Genomic DNA, 17726 nt, shown 5'->3' with positions numbered 1-17726 from the left:
GAGACGTCGGCGAGCGAGTACAGTCGGCCAATTCCAGCCGTTCGCGGTCACTGAGAAGTGTCGTTCAGACGACGGCGTTACCGCTAGCAGCGGCCCTTGGCAGTCCCACGGCGCGACGGATTGCAACGGAGGCGCCAGGAGACGAAACAAGTTCGGATTCGCATTATTTCAAGTCTATAAGAGCAGTGAATACTCAACGTCACGTTTGCGATAACCGTCGTTTTTTGCTCCACCCATACTGCTATCGAATGCTCGTCATCACGACGAGGTCGCAAAGCAACGACGGGACCCATGCAACTATTTCTTTCCGAAGAGCAGACTTCGCTGCGCGATACCACGCGCCGTTTCGCCGAGCGCGAAGTGCTGAAACGCGCCGCCGCGATCGATCGAGAAGACCGCTTCGATCGCACCTTGTATCGGCAAATGGCCGAACTCGGCCTGTTCGGCATCAGCCTGCCCGAAGCGGGCGGCGGCGCGGGTCTCGATACCGTGTCCGTCTGCATCGCAATGGAAGAGCTGGCGCGCTGCTCCGGCAGCATCGGCAACGCGTTCGCCATTCCCGTGGAAGCGGCGCTCTTCCTGTATCAGCACGGCAGCGAGGCTCAGAAGGAACGCATCGCGGGATTGCTTGACGGCAGCATCGTCGCGGCGACCGCCGTGTCGGAACCCGACCACGGTTCCGATGTCGCCAGTCTCAAGACGACCGCGCGTCGCACGGCGGACGGCTACGTGCTCAACGGGGTCAAGGCGTGGGTCACGCTCGGCGGCGCCGCGGATTTCGTCCTGGTGTTCGCGCGCACGCCGATCGAAAAAGGCCAGGACGGGCATCATGCGATCAGTTGCTTTCTCGTCGATATGAACCTGCCCGGCATCAGGCGCGGTAAGTCTGAGGAACTGCTCGGCATGCACGGTCTGGAAGACTGCCAGATCGCGTTCGATAACGTGAAGCTCGCAGCCGATGCGCTCGTCGGCGTAGAACATCGCGCGTTCAAAATGGCGATGGCGAACTTCAACTTCAGCCGCCTGCTGATGTCCGCGATGGCGCTCGGCATGGCGCAGGCCGCGTTCGAAGACGCGCAGGCGTACGCATCGACGCGGCGTCAGTTCGGCAGCCCGATCGCATCGTTTCAGGCGATCCAGTTCATGCTCGCCGATATGTCTACGGATATTGCGGCGTCGCGTCTCCTGATCCATCACGCGGCGCGCGTGCATGACGCGGGCTTGGCCATCGCGAAGGAAGCGGCGCACGCGAAGCTCTTCACCACCGACATGGCCATGCGCCACGTCTCCAACGCGCTGCAAATCCACGGCGGCAACGGCTACTCGCGCGAATATCGCGTCGAGCGTCTGTTCCGCGACGTGCGCCTCGCGCAGATTTTCGAAGGCACGAATCAGATCCAGCGCCTCATCATCGCGCGGCAGATCGAGAAAGAACGGACATAAGGCGCATTATGATCAAGTGCATAACGGCAAAGGAAGCCGCCGCGCTGATCCGCGACGGCGACATGCTGATGACGGGCGGCAACGGCGGATCGGGCGTGCCCGAAGCGATCTTCGAAGCGATCGAGGCGCGTCATCTGTCGGGCGACGGTCCGCGCGATCTCACGCTCTTTCATGTGACGGGCGTCGGCGCGGTGCACGAGAAAGGCTTGTGCCGGCTGGCGTATCCGGAGCTGGTCAGGCGCGTGATCGGCGGCAACTATGGCATGCAGATGCCGTTCATGCGGCTGATCCGCGCGAACCGCATCGAGGCGTACAACTTTCCGCAAGGCGTGATGGCGCAGATGTGCCGCGCGATGGCGGGCCGTCAGCCGGGTCTCGTGTCGCACGTCGGCCTGCGTACGTATGTCGATCCGCGCCAGGACGGTGGACGCATGAATGATTGCACGACGGAACCGCTCGTCGACCTGCTGCATGTCGCGGGCGGCGAGTATCTGTTCTATCGCGCGCCGGGCGTGCCGAATGTCGCGATCATTCGCGGCACCTCTGCGGATGAAGACGGCTACGTCAGCATGGAGCACGAAGCCACGACGCGCGAAGACCTGTCGATCGCGCAGGCGGTGCATAACGCGGGCGGCATCGTCATCTGTCAGGTGAAGCGCATCGTGCAGCGCGGCAGCGTCAATCCGCACATGATCAAGATCCCCGGCTTCCTGATTGATTACTTCGTCGTCGAGCCGGAGCAGCTGCAGACCTACACGACGCGTTACGACCCCGCGCGAAGTGGTGAGACGCGTCTGCCGGCATCGCGCATCGTGCCTGATGCACTAACCGCGCGACGCGTGATCGCGCGGCGTGCCGCCTTCGAGCTGCGGCTGAACGATGTCGTGAATCTCGGCGTCGGCGTCTCCGCGATGATCCCCAACGTCGCCGCCGAAGAAGGCATCTCCGACATGATGACGCTGACGGTCGAATCGGGTGTCGTCGGCGGAGTGCCGGGCCATACGCGTGAGTTCGGCACGGCGGTGAATCCGCGCATGATCCTTGACCAGGCCTATCAGTTCGATTTCTACGATGGCGGCGGCCTCACGTGCGCGTTCCTGTCGTTTGCACAGGTCGATGCGCGCGGCAATGTCAACGTCACACGCTTCGGCGAGCGCGCGGACGGCTCGGGCGGTTTCATCGACATCACGCAGAACAGCAAGCGGCTTGTGTTCAACGGCTCCCTGACGGGCGGCGAGCTTGATATCGACGTGAGCGATGGCGAGCTGCAAATTCGCCGCGACGGCGCCTTCGACAAGTTCTTGCCGCGCGTCGATCAGGTCAGCTTCTCCGGCGAACTCGCGCGCGAACGCGGCCAGCACGTCAAGTTCGTGACGGACCGCGCGGTCTTCGATCTCGAAGCGGACGGACTCGTGCTGAAGGAAATCGCGCCGGGTGCGCGGCTGAAGGAAGACGTGCTCGATCGCATCGCGTTCGATGTGCGCGTGAGCGAAGACCTCAAACGGATGGACGCACGCATCTTCCGTCCCGGCCCTATGAATCTGCGCGACACGCTGATCGCACGCGAGGCATCGCCACGATGAAAACCGATCTCTATTTCGAAGACGTCGTGATTGACGAAGTGATGACCAGCCCCGCGCGCACCATCACGCCCGACGATATCGCGGCGTTCTGCGCGCTGACCGAGGATTTTCACCCGCTGCACACGGACGCAGAGTATGCGAAAAGCCGCGGCTTCTCCGGGCTGATCGCGCACGGGCTTTATGGCCTTGCGTTGATGGAAGGGCTCAAGACATCGATGAAGCTCTACGAGAACACGTCGATCGCGTCGCTCGGCTGGGACGCGGTGCGCTTCAGGCAACCGGTACTCGCGGGCGACACGGTGCGCGTGAGCTTCAACGTCATCGACAAGCGGCTCAGTTCGAAGCCGGGGCGCGGCGTGCTGACCGAAGCCGTGCGGCTCCTCAATCAGTGCGATGAAGTCGTGATCGATGCACGGCACGCCGCGCTGGTTCTCTCGCGCCATGCGTAAGCACGCGCGCCCCGACGCCTTCTCCCGCGCGCGACACGAAGACACGCGCGGAATGACGCATTCAAACGATCGCAAACAGGGATACGAAAAATGATCAGGCAACTCTTACTAGGCACGGCCATGCTAGGCGTGCTTTCGTGTTCGATGAACACGGCGAACGCGGCATCGGCCGCCTGCACGCCGAAGCTCGCGGCGTCGCATCTCGTCGCCTCGGGCAAGTTTCAGATGGCGATCAATCCGACCTTGCCACCGCAGCAATACGTCGACGACAAAGGCCAGCTTCAGGGCCTGAACGTCGAACTCGGCCGCGCGATTGCGGAGAAGCTCTGTCTCGAACCGGTGTTCGTGCGCATGGACATGCCGCCGATGATTCCCGGCCTGCGCACCGGCCAGTTCGATGCGATTAACACCGGTCTGTTCTGGACCGAAGAGCGTTCCAAGATGCTGTACATGGTGCCATACGGACAACAGGCGCTAAGCATCTACACGCTGCCCGGCAGCACGTTCCAGCCAAAGAGTTTCGCGGACCTGTCGGGACATTCTGTGGGCGTGGAATTGTCGACGTATCAGGAGCGCAAGGCGCGCGAGGTCAACGCGAAGCTCGTCGCGGACGGCAAGAAGAGCATCGATTTCCGCACCTTCACGACCGTCACCGATACATCGGCGGCACTGCGCGCGCGTCAGCTCGAAGCGGGCATCAATATCGACGAGACGGCGACATCGCTCGCGGATCGCGGTATTGTGAAAATCTGGACCCATGGACTCGAAGGCACCGACATCACGTTCGCGATGCGCGACAAGGCGACCGCCGAAGCCGTCGCGCGGGCGCTTGCGGAACTCAAAAGCGATGGCACCTACGACAAGCTCTTCAGCAAGTTTCACATGACGCCCTTGAAGGCCGCGAGCTTCGGGATTCGCGGGCCGGGTCCGCAATAAAGCTGCATGAGTCAGGGCCGTTCTCGAAAGCGAACGGCCCTTTCTGCTTTAGATCGGCGCGAGACGCAGGCGCATGAAATTGCTCACGTGCGCTTCGAACTCCATGAAGCCCTTCACCGCGAGAAACTCGGGCGTTTCGTACGCCCAGTCGCCCGCGATCGTATAGACGGCGGCATAACGCGGACCATCGTCGATGGCGATGTAGCGCGCGCCCGTCAGCCAGCCGGGACAGCCGAGAATCGCCGGAAGATGCACGTCGACGTACCAGCGGTTGAACGCTTCGTCGTGCTCGGGCGCCACATCGATGCGCACGATATGAATGAACGGCCCGCTTGAATTCACGGGCAAACGGTCGGCGGAAAATTTCATCGAGTTCATCTCAAGCGGCGACGGGTTTCGGGCGCGGAAATTTCAGCGTCGCTTCGGCCTTCAGCACTTCGTTGCCTTCTTCGTTTGTGGCGCTCGCTTTCCAGACGGCGGTGCGCGTGTCGGGCTGCATTGCATCGATCCAGATGCGAAAGCGCAGCGTATCGCCGTAAAAGACCGGACCCGTGAACCAGAAGCGGTCTTCGATCGACACGCCCAGCGTGCCGACCAGTTCCGCCGTCAGCACGCTCGTGCAGATGCCCGCCACCAGAATGCCCGGCGCGAGCCGCTGGCCGAAGCGCGTCTTGCCCGCATAACCTTCGTCGACGTGAACCGGCCCGAAGTCGCCCGTCGCGGCGATGTACATGGCGCCATCGGCTTCGGTGATGGTCTTGCAGATGCTCACTTCGTCGCCGACGGAAAGCGAATCGAATGGCTTGATGTCGTACATGGCGCGCTCCGCTCAGACCAATGCAGCCGATGCCACCAGCGGCACCATGGTCGCGTGGCCGCGAATGGCGCGTGCGCCGCCGTCGAGCGTGCAGGTCACGTCGAAGCGGATCGCCTGCGGATCGGCTTCGGTGACGGTCGCGGACGCCTCGATCGTGCTGCCGACCGCAACGGGTGCATCGAAGCGCATGTCGAGCGCGCCGATGCGCCACGCCGGTCCCGCCAGCCGGTTCAATGCCGAGGTCGCGAGTGACAGCACGGCCAGTTCGAAGCTCAGCATGTTGGGAAAGCCTGCCGCGCGCGCGGCGGCGGCATCGACATGAAGCGGCGCGAGATTGCCGCTGATGCCGGTAAACATCGCCTGCTCCGCGACGGTCATGGTCTTGCGAAACGATAGGCTGGCGCCGCGTTCGGGAATGGTCTCGGTCTGCATGAAAAGGTCCTAAAATAATGGCTTAAAGCGTGAGGCCGCGCTTGATGACGCTGCGCGCGATGAGCATGCGATGAATCTCCGACGTGCCGTCGTAGATGCGCGTGACACGGCTGTCGCGATAGATGCGTTCGAGCGGCATTTCCTTCGTGTAGCCCATGCCGCCGAATACCTGAATGCCGCGATCCGCAACCCGTCCGATCATCTCCGATGCATAGAGCTTGACCATCGAAAGCTTGTCGCGCACGTCGTGGCCCTGATCGAGTTCCCACGCGGTGTTCATCACCATCATGCGGGTCGCGAAGATTTCAGTTGCGCTGTCGGCGATCATCTGCTGCACCATCTGGAAGTCGCCGATGGGCTGACCAAACTGCCTCCGCTCCGCAGCGTGATTGCGCATGAGTTCGAGCACGCGCTGCGCCATGCCGCACGCGCGCGCGCCGATATGCGCGAGACGGATCGACGACACGCTCTCCATGATGAGCTTGAACCCGCCGCCGATTTCGCCCAGCACGTTCGCGCGCGGAATGCGGCAGTTCTCGAACACGAGTTCGGCGTGACCATAGCCGCGATGCCCCATCATCGGCTGCTTGCCGGTGACTTCGAAGCCCGGCGTGCCCTTGTCCACGAGAAGCAGCGTGATGCCGCCGCGCGCGCGTTTCTCCTTGTCGGTGACGGCCATCACGATCACGTAATCGGCGATATCGCCGTCGCTGATGAAATGCTTGCGCCCGTCGATCACCCACTCGTCGCCGTCGAGCCGTGCGGTGGTGGAAATCGCCGCCGCGTCCGATCCCGCGCCGGGCTCGGTGATCGCCATCGCGCAGATCTTTTCGCCGCGCACCGTGGGCAGCAGATACTTGTCGCGCTGATCGCCCTGGCAGGCCATCAGCATCGGATACACCTGTCCGAAGATGCGGCGGATCAACGCGTCCGACGTCCTGCCCAACTCTTCCTCGACCAGGCACATATCGACGTTCGACAGACCGCCGCCGCCGACTTCGTCGGGCATGTTCATCGCGAAGAGGCCGAGTGTCTGCGCCTTGTGGCGCACGATGCGCAGCTTCTCGGGGGGCACGATCCCGGTCGCCTCGGTTTCGGCTTCGAGCGGCTGCACTTCGTTGGTCACGAACTTGCGCACCGTATCGACGAGTAACTGCGTTTCGGAGGGAATGGAGAAATCGATCATGACGTGCGTGCTTTTAGTGAGCGGTTGAAGAGGGCGTGTCGTCGACGGAACGCACGACGCCTTTCGCCTTGAAGGAGTCGATCTGTTCGCGCGTATAGCCGAGTTCGTCGAGGATTTCGTCGGTCTGCGCGCCTAGTGCCTGCGGCACGCGCGCGACGCCCGGCGCCTGTCCGTCGTAACGCGCGGGATGCATGACGAACGTGACCGCTTCGCCCGTCCCGCTCTCGGCGTTCTGGAACGTGCCGAGATGTTGAAGCTGCGGATCGGCCTGAAGGTCGTCATAGTCCTGAACGGGCGCGTGCCACACGTCGCTGTCGCGCAGGATGTCGAGCCATTCGGCAGTCGTCTTCTGCGCGATGCGGCGCGCAACCGCACGCGTGATCTCCTCTCGATGCGAGAAGCCCATGTCGTTCGTGAACGCATCCAGCGCGGGATCGTCGAGTACGCGTTTGAGCGCGTCGGGCGTTGCCATCGAAATGGCCATGTGACCGTCGGCGGTCGCGTGGATGCCGTACGCGCCCTGGCTGAACCAGCTCGCGAGTCCTTCCGCGCCGCGCGGCGAATCGCTGCGCGCGCCGTTGAGCCACGCGGTCAGCGATTCCGTTTGCAGATCGATCGCCGCCTGCAACAGACTCACTTCGACGAGACGCCCATCGCCCGTGCGTTCGCGGTTGAACAGCGCGGCGAGAATGCTCATCACATAGATCGTGGCCGCGTGTTGATCGACGATGACCGGGCCGACCGGCGTGGGTGGACCATCGGCGCGGCCAGTCCGCGCAGCCAGTCCCGACAGCGCCTGTAGCAGCAGATCCTGCCCAGGGCGTGCGGCATACGGACCCGAGCCGCCGTAGCCGCTCGCGCTCGCATAGATCACGCGCGGATTCGCGTCGCGCACTTGCTCGTAGCCCAGACCGAGCCGCGCCATCGCGCCGGGGCGGAAGTTCTCCATTACCACATCGGCGCGCGCGACGAGTTGACGCGCAAGCGCGCGTCCCGCTTCGCTTTTCATGTCGATGGACAGGCTGCGCTTGTTGCGTCCCGTCGTCAGGTGATTGACGCTTTGTCCGCCGACGAAGCGATTCGCGACCGCCCAATTGCGATGAAACGCGCCATCGATCGGCTCCACGGCGATGACGTCCGCTCCGAGATCGGCAAGCATCTGCGCGGCCATCGGTCCCGCATGAAAGTGATTGAAGCTGATGACGCGAACGCCGTCGAGAAGTTTGAGCATGGCTATTCCGAAGGAAATGAACCGTTGCATCGGAGTCCTTTGAGCAGGCATCCGATGCAACGATCGAGGTCACATTCAGAATAACAATCGAGAAACGTTCGCTGCGCGCGCGGCGCTATTAAATGGATGCGACCGACTATAAGCCGGTCTCATTGTCTTGATCTACGATGCTTCGCGTGGCCGCTAAGACGCTTCGCGCGTCCCTTGACGCACCGCGGTGAACGCGGCGGCCGCGCGTTGCGCCTTGACGGCCTCGCGCGCATGATCGACGAAGCTCTGCGTGAGACGCTGACGCGGGCGGTCCTTCGGCGTCAGCGCGCAAAGCGTGACGGGCATGCTCGTCTTCAGCGGACGCACGACGACGCTGCCGGGCGGCTGCGCGAGCGCCGACAGTTCATCGACGACGGCAACGCCCAGCCCTTCGCTGACGAGCCTGCACGCGATGTTGGCAAAGCGCACTTCGATCTCGGGCACGAAGTAGTCGCCCGCCGCCTCGAAGGCGCGCTCGACGATCAGCCCGAGCGGACTGCGCGCGGGCGGGCCGATCACCCGCCGGCCCTTGAGGTCGGATGGCGCGACGACATCGAGCATGTCGATGGCATCGCCGGGCGGCGCGGCGCACATCACCGAGAATTCGGCCAACAACTCGCTGACGAGGCTCGGGCGTGTGGGCGGCATCATCGAGAGGCCGACATCGGCCATGCCGGAGTCGAGGCTTTCGAGCAGCGCGTCCATGCGCATGGTTTCGAGGTGAATCTTCACGCGCGGATGATCGGCGCAAAAGCGCGCGAGCACTTTGGGCACGAGCCATTCGGACAGTTCCGCCGTGGCGAAAATGCGGATCACGCCCGCGCGGCCAGTACGCAAATCCCACGCTTTCTGCTGAATGGCCTGATGCACGAGGAAGAGCGGTTCGGCGTCGTCGAACAGCATCTTCGCTTCGGACGTGGGAATGAGCCGGTTGCTGATGCGATCGAACAGCGCGAAGCCCAGCTTGGCTTCGGCCAAGCGGATGGCGTTGCTGACGGCGGGCTGCGACATGCCCAGCTCGTCGGCGGCGCCCGTCGTGGTCCGGTAGCGCATCACGGCGCGCAAGACTTCAAGCTGACGCAGGTTGATCAAGACCCGCGCGGTGCCGCCCCTGTTCATGATCGTCCCGTTTCGTCTCGTCTCGTATGTTCGCCATCGTTCCGATCGTCCCGATCGTGTGAGTCCGCCGGGCGACGTCTCCATCTTAAGTCGCCATATTAATGCGCGCACGCGCGTAAAAAAAACGTTTCTGCGACGCCGCAAGCGGCCGTCGCGGAGCCTTCGCCGTATAACGCGCCGTTATAGTTGGCCATTTTTTTTCACTGGCGCGTCCCATTGCGGCCACCGTAATGTCTCGTTACCGGGAGCCGCATCGTGCTGCTTACGCCGTGTTCATCGTCGTTCCGTCATTTCGGAGGTTCCATGTTTACAAGCCGCCCGGCGAAGGTGCTCGCCGCCGTCACGACCCTCTGCGCGGCGTGGTTCGCCGCGACCGGATCCGCCCATGCATGCACTTCCACGATTCCCTCGGGGACGCTGGTGAACCCGGGACACATACTGCTCTCGACGAACCCGACGCTGCCGCCCTTGCAATTCGTCGATGGCGACGGCGAGCTGAAAGGCATGAACATCGAACTTGGCCGTGAGCTCGCCAGGCGTCTGTGCGTGCAGGTCGACTTCATGCGCATGGATTTCCCTGCGATGATTCCCGCGCTCAAGGCAGGCCGCTTCGATGGCATCAACACGGGCATGTTCTGGACCGAAGAGCGTTCGCGCACGATGTACACGGTGCCGTATGCGCTTTCGACCATCGATATCGTCGCGAATCCGGACAGCAAGCTTACGCTCAAGGATGCGAAGGACCTGCGCGGACTCGCGATCGGCGTCGAGGCGGATTCGTATCAGGAGCGCTGGCTGCGCGAGCGGTCGAAGGAAAGCGAGAAGGAGGGCGGCAAGCCCATCACCATTCGCGCGTTCGCGACGGCGAGCGAAGTGATCGCGGCATTGCGCGCCGGTCAGTTCGATGCCGCCGCGCTGCCGAGCTACGCGGCGGGCGCCATCGTCAAGCGCAAGCAGGCCCGCATGGCGCTGCCCGGCCTCGGGGATGCGCAGACCACGCTCGCGTTCCGCCAGCGCGCGGTGGCCGAAGCCGTCGCACATGCGCTCGACGACATGCGCGCCGACGGCAGCTACGCCCGTCTGCTCGACAGCTACGGCATGACCAAGCTGCCCGATGCGCACATCACGGTGCGCGGAACCGGACCGGCATGAGCGGGCTGACTGAGCGATGAACCTGTTCAACGTACACGACTTCTTCGGCTATCTCGTCAACGGCTTCCTTCTGCGCGGCGTGTTCGTCACGCTCGGGCTGACGGTGGCGACGGTGATCGGCGGCATGGTGCTCGGCATGCTGATCGCGATGCTGCGCATGTCGGCGAGCAAGCCTTTGATCGGCATTGCGCGCTTCTATATCTGGGTGTTTCGCGGCACGCCGTTGCTGATTCAGCTCGTGATCATCTATACGGGTTTGCCGCAGTTGGGCGTGCGACTGTCGGTGATCGAGTCGTCGCTGCTGGCGCTGATTCTTAATGAAGCGGCCTATCTCGCCGAGATTATCCGCAGCGGTTTCATGGGCGTTGCGCGCGGCCAGTACGAAGCGGCGCAGGCGCTCGGACTGCCGCGCTGGCTCGTGATGTGGAAAGTCACGCTGCCGCAGGCGTTCCGCCTGATGATCCCGTCGTTCGGCAATTCGGTGAACGGGTTGCTGAAATCGACATCGATCACCTCTGTCATTTCGATGGAAGAACTCATGCGCCGCAGCCAGATGCTGATGCAGGAGAAATTCGAAGTGCTCGAAGTGTTCGGCGCGGCGGCGATCTTCTATCTGCTGATGACGACCGGCTGGGGTTTGATTCAGCGCGGCCTCGAAAAGCATTTCGGCGCTGGCCATGAGACCAGCCGATGACACCGCACGCATGAGGACCCACAGATGACGAAGACGATGCATTCTCCCGGCGACGTGGTGGTCGCAACCGTGCTGCCGTTCCACGAGGACCAGTCGATCGACTGGAAGAGCTACGAGCGCGTGCTGCGCTACTGCGGCCTCGCCGACGGCATTTCCGCGGTGTTCGTGAACGGTCACGCGGGCGAAGGCGGCGCGCTCGACCGCAAGGAGCGCATCGACGTGCTGCGCTTCACACGCGAAATGCTCGGCGATGGGCGTCCGCTGGTCGCGGGCATCATCGCGACTTCGACGCGCGAGGCGATCGACGAAGCGCTCGCCGCCCGCAATGCCGGCGCGAGCATGCTGACCGTTTTCCCGCCCGCGACGTTCGTGAACGCGAGCACGGCAATGGTCGTCGCGTACGTTCGCGCAATTGGCGAGGCATCGGGGCTGCCGCTTGCGATCTTTCAGTATCCGCTGGCGTCGGGCTACGGCTATTCGACCGCGACGCTCGTCGAGCTGGCGCGTCTGCCGTTCGTCGTCGCGATCAAGGAAGGCAGCGATTCGATGCGCGCCTACGAAGAAACTCGCGCGGCGGTGAAGGCGGTGCGTGCCGACCTGAAGATACTCGCATCGAATTTCGACTGGTTTCTCGCACAGATTGCGGTGGGCAGCGACGGCATTCTGTCCGGACTCGCGAGTCTCGTGCCGCAGGACCTCGTCGCGTTGTGGCGCGCGGGCGAAGCCGAAGACCTCGCCGCGATGCGCCGCGCCGGCGAGCGCATGCTGCCACTCGTGCGCGCAATCTATGCCGCGCCGCGCAACGAAATGTATGCGCGCATCAAGGTCGCACTGGCGATGATGAACGTCATCGAATGCGAACGCGCGCGCGAGCCGTTTCTGCCCGTCTCGGCGGAGATGCGCGACGTCATTCGAAACGCGCTGGTGCAATCGGGCCTGATCAAAGGAGCAACGCCATGAGCGATGCCGTCATTCAACTCAACGACCACATGGTCGAATTCCGCGGCGTGCACACGTACTACGGCACGTATCACGCGTTGAACGACATCAACCTGCAAGTGGCACGCGGCGAGCGCATTGTGATTTGCGGGCCTTCCGGGTCGGGCAAATCGACGCTTATCCGCTGCATCAACCAGCTGGAGAAGCATCAGGAAGGCACCTTGATCGTCGATGGCATCGAACTCACGTCCGATACGCGCAACCTCGCTGCGATTCGGCGCGAAGTCGGCATGGTGTTTCAGCAGTTCAACCTGTTTCCGCACATGTCGGTGCTCGACAACCTGATTCTCGCGCCGATGTGGCTGCGCAAGCTCTCGAAGCACGATGCTACCGAACTCGCGATGCACTATCTGGGGCGTGTGAAGATTCCCGAGCACGCGCATAAGTATCCGGCGCAATTGTCGGGCGGCCAGCAGCAGCGCGTGGCCATTGCGCGGGCGCTGTGCATGAAGCCGCGCCTGATGCTGTTCGACGAGCCGACCTCCGCGCTCGATCCCGAGATGATCAAGGAAGTCCTCGACGTGATGGTGAGCCTTGCGCAGGACGGCATGACGATGATCTGCGTGACGCACGAGATGGCCTTCGCGCGCACGGTGGCGGATCGCATCGTGTTCATGGATCGCGGGCAAATTGCGGAGATCGCGCCGCCGGAGACGTTCTTTCATCGTCCGCAATGTGCTCGCGCGCAGAGTTTTCTTCAGCAAGTGGCCCGATCGCCGGAATGGGCCGAATCGGCGAAGGCGTGCTGATCGGCCGATGCGTGCGCGGCTTGCAGTTTCCGTTCGCCATCGAGGCGCACGTCATCGACCGCATGCATGCGCTCGCGTGCCGTCCCGGCGAAGCGCCGGTGCCGATGCCGATCCGCGGCATGCGCTACGTGCCCGCGCTGCGCCGCTTCGACTATCTGATGCAGCAGCGCACCGGCGCGCGTCAGGCGCTGTGCCGCATACTTCCCGCCGATGCCACCGCCGCGAGCATCGCGCAACTGCTCGCGCTCGAAGTGTTCGGGCGGCCGGATGCGGAATGGAATCGCGTGCAGGCAGCGCGGGCGCTGGACATCGATCCGCACGAACTGAGCGTGAAGCTGTTTCGCGAAGGCAGCGCGCTGACGGAGATCGTGCGCACGCAGCGTCTGATGCGCGCGTTCGTCGAGATCGCGGCGGGACGCATGTCCGCGCTTGCGTCGATGAATCACGCGGGCTTCGGTTCGGCCGCGCGTTTGCGTGCGTTCTTTCACGCGCGCTTCGGCTTTTGCGTCGATGCGCTCATCGTTACGCCGCGGCCTTCTCGCTCGCGGTGACATCCCTGAATCGGTATCGAACCCGCCATGCCTTATCTGGAAATTTTCGCGCGCCGCGAGCGTGCATCGAACGATGCGCGACTGAGCGCCTTCGTCAGCGAGGTGACGCGGTGCGTCTCATTGATCTTCGACGTAGATAGCACCGCAATCACGCTGTTTTTCTTACGGTTGGATGACGACGCCTATGCGCACGATGGTGCTCTCGCCACGGATCTGCCTCCTGGCGATGGTCGGGCTCAACGGGTGTTCGTCAAGGTGCATGCGTATGCGCGATCGGTCGAGCTGCGACGCGCGCTCGCGGCGGCCTTGACGCCGCTACTCGCAGCTTACTTCGATGTACCTCTGAAGCGGGTGGCCGTGTACTTCTTCGAGCGCAGCGCCGATGAAGTTGCGCACGGCGGCAAATTGTCCGCCGACAGCTGATCGCCCGGCCGAAGAAAGCGTACCACTTGCACTTCGTGAACGAACGCAGGCTGGTCAGCGCCGGCTAGCTCTGCGCCGTTCTGCATCAGCTGCAAAACCTTCGGCGACTACTGCGACATCACATGGACCAATCTGCCGCCGCCGCGTTGCCGATGACAGAAATTCCGTTCCGTTTGATGCGATAAGGGTCGACCGTCCAGCGCGCTCTTCGCGTAAGCGAACTGCTTGAAAGCTGGCTCGCCGAACGTGCAGCGGGTCATCGCGACGGCGAACATCGCGCGCGTGAGTGGCGGCGCACTCGCGGACTACAGGGTGGCCCTGGACGATGCGGTGCTCCGGCAGGTCGGCGAGCGGGCCACGGTGCGCGGCTATCCGAGATGGGCGGGCAGCGTATGGGATCTCGTTGCGCGCTGTGTTGCCGCTGCGCTGAACCCGGGACGCGAAGCATTACCGCCGCGACCCGCGTCACCGCAGGTGACGGTTCACGTGAATGGCGCAGGCTACCGTTACGTGCGTCTGGATGAGATTCCGGAGCCGGCCAGAACGTACTTCGACAGGAAACTGGCCGGTTCGGGCATTCCTGACCACGGCTGTGCTTTCGCGCACGACTGGTTCGACTTTCTCAACGGCCAGCGCTGATGCCAGAGCGGTGCGCCGTGCTTTGTAGCAAGTTGCAGCCTCGCACAACATGTCGATCAGATCGAACCAGCCGTCGCCGCACTCGAAACCCGACAGGGAGAAAACCGTTGGGACGGTATCCAGATCATCAGCGACTGTCGGGTTGACGTCGAAGATGAGCGGGTATTTTGCCCGCAGGATGCCTGACAGTTCCTCACGCACCGTTCTCTCGCTCCCATTCCTGTACCGCCATTGCAGCAACGGGATCGATTGTCCCATAGTGAAAGGCTCTCCGGAACCCGAGTGCGGTGCACGGTCAGTGATGAGTGATGGTGGCGTTCTGGAATGCGCTGTAAATTTTATAAGCGTCAAGCAGCACGGCCGCTCGGCCAACCTGCTTCTCGCCAGACACCCTATACGCCGGGCATCGGAGATTGCGACAATGGCGCTCCCTGGAGCATATTGCGGTTATCGACTCGAGTCTGTCATGGCCGCATTCAGATCGGCTGCTCCATCGGGAAGAAGGAATAAGGCCGGAGCACCTCGCGAACCTGTCTGGCCAACCGGGATCGCATGATGAACAGTGAAATGAGAGGCGGCTGTCAGTGACGCCGCGGACTGCATCCAGTATCTGCAGCGATTGGCCGCCGACAATCAGGGCATCGGCGAAACGCTCGCAAAAGGGACAGGGATTCATGAGTACCAGGAACCACATCAGGTATCAGGCGAAAGAGGGTGATCAGCCCGGCTGGGATCTCTACACCGAGATTCTTGAGCCGGACGACGTCGTGTATCTCGAGCTCGACGGTGTAGCCGCTGAAGTCACGATGCTCGGGAACATGGAGCGCGGCCCGGGCACGGTGCTGTTGCGCCTGCCGGTCGACACTGCGAAGCAGCTTGGTCTCGTGCCGCCGGACTGGGAAAACTCGGACTGGGGAAAAGGGTAGGTCATGCGCAAATACCGGGGCAGGACAGTGCGGTAGGTCGCGGCCTGCACATGCGACCGCTGCGGCCGGCGCATGACGCCGATGACGACCAGTGGAAGTGGTACAAAACGTGTCGCTCGACTGGCGTGGCGGCTTTGGCTCGATTTTCGGCGACAGCGCCCATATGAGCGTTGACGTTTGCCAGCAGTGCGCCCGCAATACGCCGGGGCCATGGCTGCGTGTCGATCCGCCGTCCGCACCGGATGGCTCAATCAAGCCCTGAAGGCTGTCGTGCCCGGACTCGAAGCGCCGATATCTGTCGACAGGATGAACCTCTGTGGTTTCCACGAGAGCGACTCCCGATGCGGGTCTGCGCGTCGCTCAGACTGCCGATCATGGCTCGGCGCATGTCGCGCCGCATCCCGAACTCACCGTAGACACACCGGGGCGGCTGGCTGCCTTCGGTTGAACAAGTTATCGCTATCGCTGAATGGGTCTTCTTGACCGCATTGCCGCCGGTCGCGCAGTTGGGAGTTCAAGCGCAGATAACAAGATGGTCCGATCGTTCATGACGGCGCCTCAGAGACAGCAGTTCGGCCTTTGCCGCCATTCGGGCGGGCTGGGTTCTACGTCGGCAATGTGAAGGATTGCCGACGGTCGCGGCGTCGAGCAGCTGGGCTGCAGATTCCGGCATCGCGAACTCACACTCCCGACCCTGAGCCGACGTCCACCGTCTCTCTACCCGAATGTCCGTTCATCAAGGGTTAAGCAGTCGATCGAATGTCAAGATCCACGGACGGAATTGGTCTGCTCGTAGGCGCAGCAGATGTTGCAGCGGACGAAGCTAACGTTCCGACAGCGGGTGCCGACAAGCGCCCTGGTGACGAACTGACGGCGAATGCCCAAGTGGATCTGTTCTTGTATTGGTTAAGAGCGGTATGACTGACTGGGCGTCTGTACGCGACAGGCATCTGCATCCGGCACGCCGGGGATTGCAGCTGATGCCGGCGGCTCCCTCGGCGATTTATTGTTGCGGCCACGTGCACCGCGGTTAGACGTGCGGCGAGCTACGTCTAGACCGGTGCGCCGCGCAAGCGTGCGACTTGCGTCTGCCGTACGCAGAGCCACAGCACGATCATTCCGACGCAACCGAGTGCACTCGCGAGCACGAACGCTGACGAGTAGCCTGCGCCATACTGAATCAGGAAACCGGTGATGCTGGGCGACAGCACGCCGGCCAAGTTCGCCAGTAAGTGAACAAAGCCGCCGGTCGCACCGATACGCTCGCTCGGCACGATATCCTGAAGTAGCGACCAGCACGCCTGCGGCGTCATGAAAGCGAAGAGGCTCGCAATCGCGATGAGGGTCACAGCGGGCACGAGCGAACTCACTCGCGAGACGAGCAGCACGCTGAGCGCCGCAACGCCAAGACCCAGCATGATGACGGTCTTCCGAGCAAACAGCACGTCGCCGGTTTTTTTGTAAAGACCGTCAGAGAGCATCCCGCCCAGCACGAAGCCTGCGGTAGCGGCTAGCCAGGGCAGAATGCCGACGATGCTCATGTGCTTAATGTCGAGATGCTGATAGTCCGTAAAGTAACTCGGCAGCCACGAGAGGAAGAAGTACAGTACGTAGTTGAAGGCGAAGAACGCGACGGCCACGCCAAGCACCGGCAGCGATACCAGGTAGTGCATGACGCCTCCCGCGTTCGATGCAGCGGTCTCACCGTCGACCTGCACGCTCGCCTGTCGATCGGCGAGAATATGCGCCACTTCCTGGCGCGAGACCGCCGGGTGGTCCTTCGGATGATCGCGGAAGCAACGCCACCACACCGCGATCCACGCAAAACCCATGATGGCAATGGCAATGAAGGAGATTCGCCAGCCAAACCGGAGAGCGACAAGACCGACGATGGGCGCGGCGATCGCGGCGCCGAGCGGCTGCCCCGCGTTTGTCAATCCGACGGCCCTCCCCGCCTCACTACGCGGAAACCAGTTCGATATCGACTTGTTCGTGGTGGTGCCCATCGGTCCTTCGGCCACGCCGAATGCGACGCGCGCTACCATCAAGCTCGCGAAGCTGCCGACGAAAGCCGTCGCGCCGCAAAAGACCGACCAGAAACCCGCCGCCAGCGCGAAGACCTTGCGCGGCCCGTACTTGTCCGCCGCCCATCCGCCGACGAAACAGAACACGCAGTAGCCGATAAAGAAGCTGCTGAACAGGATGCCCAGCTGTGCATCGTTGATATGCAGCTCTGCCTTGACGAGCGGCGCGACGATCGACAGCGCTGCTCGATCGAGATAGTTCAACATGCCCGCGAAAAACAATAAAGCAGCAACTGCCCAGCGGTACTGAAAACGCATATTTCCTCCGGCTACAGCTCGTTGT

Annotated in this window: 19 protein-coding genes; 12 read left to right on the top strand and 7 right to left on the bottom strand. The window is 62.8% G+C overall.

What is annotated here, in order from left to right; genetic code table 11:
- Positions 1–291 precede the first annotated feature (291 nt).
- The 4 genes from HWY30_RS30560 (at position 292) to HWY30_RS30545 (ending at position 4411) form a co-directional block, all read left to right on the top strand.
- On the top strand, positions 292–1443 hold the full coding sequence (locus tag HWY30_RS30560) for an acyl-CoA dehydrogenase family protein (RefSeq protein ID WP_090812173.1): 1152 nt from the start codon (positions 292–294) through the stop codon (positions 1441–1443).
- 8 nt (positions 1444–1451) lie between these two features.
- Positions 1452–3026: an acyl CoA:acetate/3-ketoacid CoA transferase gene (locus HWY30_RS30555; protein WP_090812174.1), complete on the top strand. Its 1575-nt coding sequence runs from the start codon at positions 1452–1454 to the stop codon at positions 3024–3026.
- Complete coding sequence (locus HWY30_RS30550; RefSeq protein WP_090812175.1) at positions 3023–3475, top strand: MaoC family dehydratase; 453 nt, start codon at positions 3023–3025, stop codon at positions 3473–3475. The genes HWY30_RS30555 and HWY30_RS30550 overlap by 4 nt, the downstream gene beginning before the upstream one ends.
- Positions 3476–3565: 90 nt before the next feature.
- Complete coding sequence (locus HWY30_RS30545; RefSeq protein WP_208524334.1) at positions 3566–4411, top strand: ABC transporter substrate-binding protein; 846 nt, start codon at positions 3566–3568, stop codon at positions 4409–4411.
- Between the two features lie 48 nt (positions 4412–4459).
- Here the strand turns inward: HWY30_RS30545 and HWY30_RS30540 are convergent, their stop codons facing one another.
- The 6 genes from HWY30_RS30540 to HWY30_RS30515 all read right to left on the bottom strand — a co-directional run bounded on the left by HWY30_RS30540 (position 4460) and on the right by HWY30_RS30515 (position 9226).
- Positions 4460–4780, bottom strand: a complete 321-nt coding sequence (locus HWY30_RS30540; RefSeq protein ID WP_090812590.1) for a DUF4286 family protein — start codon at positions 4778–4780, stop codon at positions 4460–4462.
- Positions 4781–4790: 10 nt separating this feature from the next.
- On the bottom strand, positions 4791–5228 hold the full coding sequence (locus HWY30_RS30535) for a MaoC family dehydratase (protein ID WP_090812177.1): 438 nt from the start codon (positions 5226–5228) through the stop codon (positions 4791–4793).
- Between the two features lie 12 nt (positions 5229–5240).
- Complete coding sequence (locus tag HWY30_RS30530; protein WP_090812178.1) at positions 5241–5660, bottom strand: MaoC/PaaZ C-terminal domain-containing protein; 420 nt, start codon at positions 5658–5660, stop codon at positions 5241–5243.
- A gap of 22 nt (positions 5661–5682) precedes the next feature.
- Positions 5683–6846, bottom strand: a complete 1164-nt coding sequence (locus HWY30_RS30525) for an acyl-CoA dehydrogenase family protein (protein ID WP_090812179.1) — start codon at positions 6844–6846, stop codon at positions 5683–5685.
- A gap of 13 nt (positions 6847–6859) precedes the next feature.
- Positions 6860–8077 carry a CaiB/BaiF CoA transferase family protein gene (locus HWY30_RS30520; RefSeq protein WP_090812180.1) on the bottom strand — a complete coding sequence of 406 codons (1218 nt, stop codon included), beginning with the start codon at positions 8075–8077 and terminating at the stop codon, positions 6860–6862.
- Positions 8078–8260: 183 nt separating this feature from the next.
- Positions 8261–9226 (bottom strand): LysR family transcriptional regulator, encoded by a 966-nt coding sequence (locus tag HWY30_RS30515; RefSeq protein ID WP_167368828.1) that lies wholly within the window; start codon positions 9224–9226, stop codon positions 8261–8263.
- A gap of 303 nt (positions 9227–9529) precedes the next feature.
- On the opposite strand from HWY30_RS30515, the gene HWY30_RS30510 reads away from it, so the two are divergent.
- The 8 genes from HWY30_RS30510 (at position 9530) to HWY30_RS30475 (ending at position 15359) form a co-directional block, all read left to right on the top strand.
- Positions 9530–10378 carry an ABC transporter substrate-binding protein gene (locus tag HWY30_RS30510; RefSeq protein ID WP_090812182.1) on the top strand — a complete coding sequence of 283 codons (849 nt, stop codon included), beginning with the start codon at positions 9530–9532 and terminating at the stop codon, positions 10376–10378.
- A gap of 16 nt (positions 10379–10394) precedes the next feature.
- The gene (locus tag HWY30_RS30505) at positions 10395–11072 is read left to right on the top strand and encodes an amino acid ABC transporter permease (RefSeq protein ID WP_090812183.1); all 678 of its coding nucleotides are present in this window, start codon (positions 10395–10397) and stop codon (positions 11070–11072) included.
- A gap of 24 nt (positions 11073–11096) precedes the next feature.
- On the top strand, positions 11097–12032 hold the full coding sequence (locus tag HWY30_RS30500; protein ID WP_090812184.1) for a dihydrodipicolinate synthase family protein: 936 nt from the start codon (positions 11097–11099) through the stop codon (positions 12030–12032).
- A complete protein-coding gene (locus HWY30_RS30495) occupies positions 12029–12820 on the top strand; it encodes an amino acid ABC transporter ATP-binding protein (protein WP_090812185.1) in 792 nt (263 codons plus the stop codon). Before HWY30_RS30500 ends, HWY30_RS30495 begins: the two co-directional genes overlap by 4 nt.
- Positions 12793–13371 (top strand): hypothetical protein, encoded by a 579-nt coding sequence (locus HWY30_RS30490; RefSeq protein ID WP_090812186.1) that lies wholly within the window; start codon positions 12793–12795, stop codon positions 13369–13371. The genes HWY30_RS30495 and HWY30_RS30490 overlap by 28 nt, the downstream gene beginning before the upstream one ends.
- A 27-nt stretch (positions 13372–13398) precedes the next feature.
- The gene (locus HWY30_RS30485) at positions 13399–13794 is read left to right on the top strand and encodes a hypothetical protein (RefSeq protein WP_090812187.1); all 396 of its coding nucleotides are present in this window, start codon (positions 13399–13401) and stop codon (positions 13792–13794) included.
- A gap of 225 nt (positions 13795–14019) precedes the next feature.
- The gene (locus HWY30_RS30480; protein ID WP_090812188.1) at positions 14020–14433 is read left to right on the top strand and encodes a hypothetical protein; all 414 of its coding nucleotides are present in this window, start codon (positions 14020–14022) and stop codon (positions 14431–14433) included.
- Between the two features lie 674 nt (positions 14434–15107).
- Complete coding sequence (locus HWY30_RS30475) at positions 15108–15359, top strand: hypothetical protein (RefSeq protein ID WP_090812189.1); 252 nt, start codon at positions 15108–15110, stop codon at positions 15357–15359.
- Between the two features lie 1052 nt (positions 15360–16411).
- On the opposite strand, the gene HWY30_RS30470 is transcribed toward HWY30_RS30475, so the two are convergent.
- Positions 16412–17701, bottom strand: a complete 1290-nt coding sequence (locus HWY30_RS30470) for an MFS transporter (protein WP_090812190.1) — start codon at positions 17699–17701, stop codon at positions 16412–16414.
- Positions 17702–17726: the final 25 nt, after the last annotated feature.

It is taken from the genome of Paraburkholderia tuberum STM678 (assembly GCF_902833905.1).
In the GTDB taxonomy this organism is placed as follows: domain Bacteria; phylum Pseudomonadota; class Gammaproteobacteria; order Burkholderiales; family Burkholderiaceae; genus Paraburkholderia; species Paraburkholderia tuberum.
This window is presented reverse-complemented; position numbering and strand designations above follow the sequence as displayed.

Excerpts from the sequence above, each read along its gene's own strand:
- HWY30_RS30485 (WP_090812187.1), top strand. The coding sequence starts at position 13,399 with ATGCCTTATCTGGAAATTTTCGCGCGCCGCGAGCGTGCATCGAACGAT.
- HWY30_RS30475 (WP_090812189.1), top strand. The coding sequence starts at position 15,108 with ATGAGTACCAGGAACCACATCAGGTATCAGGCGAAAGAGGGTGATCAG.
- HWY30_RS30555 (WP_090812174.1), top strand. The coding sequence starts at position 1,452 with ATGATCAAGTGCATAACGGCAAAGGAAGCCGCCGCGCTGATCCGCGAC.
- HWY30_RS30470 (WP_090812190.1), bottom strand. The coding sequence starts at position 17,701 with ATGCGTTTTCAGTACCGCTGGGCAGTTGCTGCTTTATTGTTTTTCGCG.
- HWY30_RS30520 (WP_090812180.1), bottom strand. The coding sequence starts at position 8,077 with ATGCTCAAACTTCTCGACGGCGTTCGCGTCATCAGCTTCAATCACTTT.
- HWY30_RS30500 (WP_090812184.1), top strand. The coding sequence starts at position 11,097 with ATGACGAAGACGATGCATTCTCCCGGCGACGTGGTGGTCGCAACCGTG.
- HWY30_RS30515 (WP_167368828.1), bottom strand. The coding sequence starts at position 9,226 with ATGAACAGGGGCGGCACCGCGCGGGTCTTGATCAACCTGCGTCAGCTT.
- HWY30_RS30535 (WP_090812177.1), bottom strand. The coding sequence starts at position 5,228 with ATGTACGACATCAAGCCATTCGATTCGCTTTCCGTCGGCGACGAAGTG.
- HWY30_RS30495 (WP_090812185.1), top strand. The coding sequence starts at position 12,029 with ATGAGCGATGCCGTCATTCAACTCAACGACCACATGGTCGAATTCCGC.
- HWY30_RS30525 (WP_090812179.1), bottom strand. The coding sequence starts at position 6,846 with ATGATCGATTTCTCCATTCCCTCCGAAACGCAGTTACTCGTCGATACG.
- HWY30_RS30545 (WP_208524334.1), top strand. The coding sequence starts at position 3,566 with ATGATCAGGCAACTCTTACTAGGCACGGCCATGCTAGGCGTGCTTTCG.
- HWY30_RS30490 (WP_090812186.1), top strand. The coding sequence starts at position 12,793 with ATGGGCCGAATCGGCGAAGGCGTGCTGATCGGCCGATGCGTGCGCGGC.
- HWY30_RS30510 (WP_090812182.1), top strand. The coding sequence starts at position 9,530 with ATGTTTACAAGCCGCCCGGCGAAGGTGCTCGCCGCCGTCACGACCCTC.
- HWY30_RS30505 (WP_090812183.1), top strand. The coding sequence starts at position 10,395 with ATGAACCTGTTCAACGTACACGACTTCTTCGGCTATCTCGTCAACGGC.
- HWY30_RS30550 (WP_090812175.1), top strand. The coding sequence starts at position 3,023 with ATGAAAACCGATCTCTATTTCGAAGACGTCGTGATTGACGAAGTGATG.
- HWY30_RS30540 (WP_090812590.1), bottom strand. The coding sequence starts at position 4,780 with ATGAAATTTTCCGCCGACCGTTTGCCCGTGAATTCAAGCGGGCCGTTC.
- HWY30_RS30560 (WP_090812173.1), top strand. The coding sequence starts at position 292 with ATGCAACTATTTCTTTCCGAAGAGCAGACTTCGCTGCGCGATACCACG.
- HWY30_RS30530 (WP_090812178.1), bottom strand. The coding sequence starts at position 5,660 with ATGCAGACCGAGACCATTCCCGAACGCGGCGCCAGCCTATCGTTTCGC.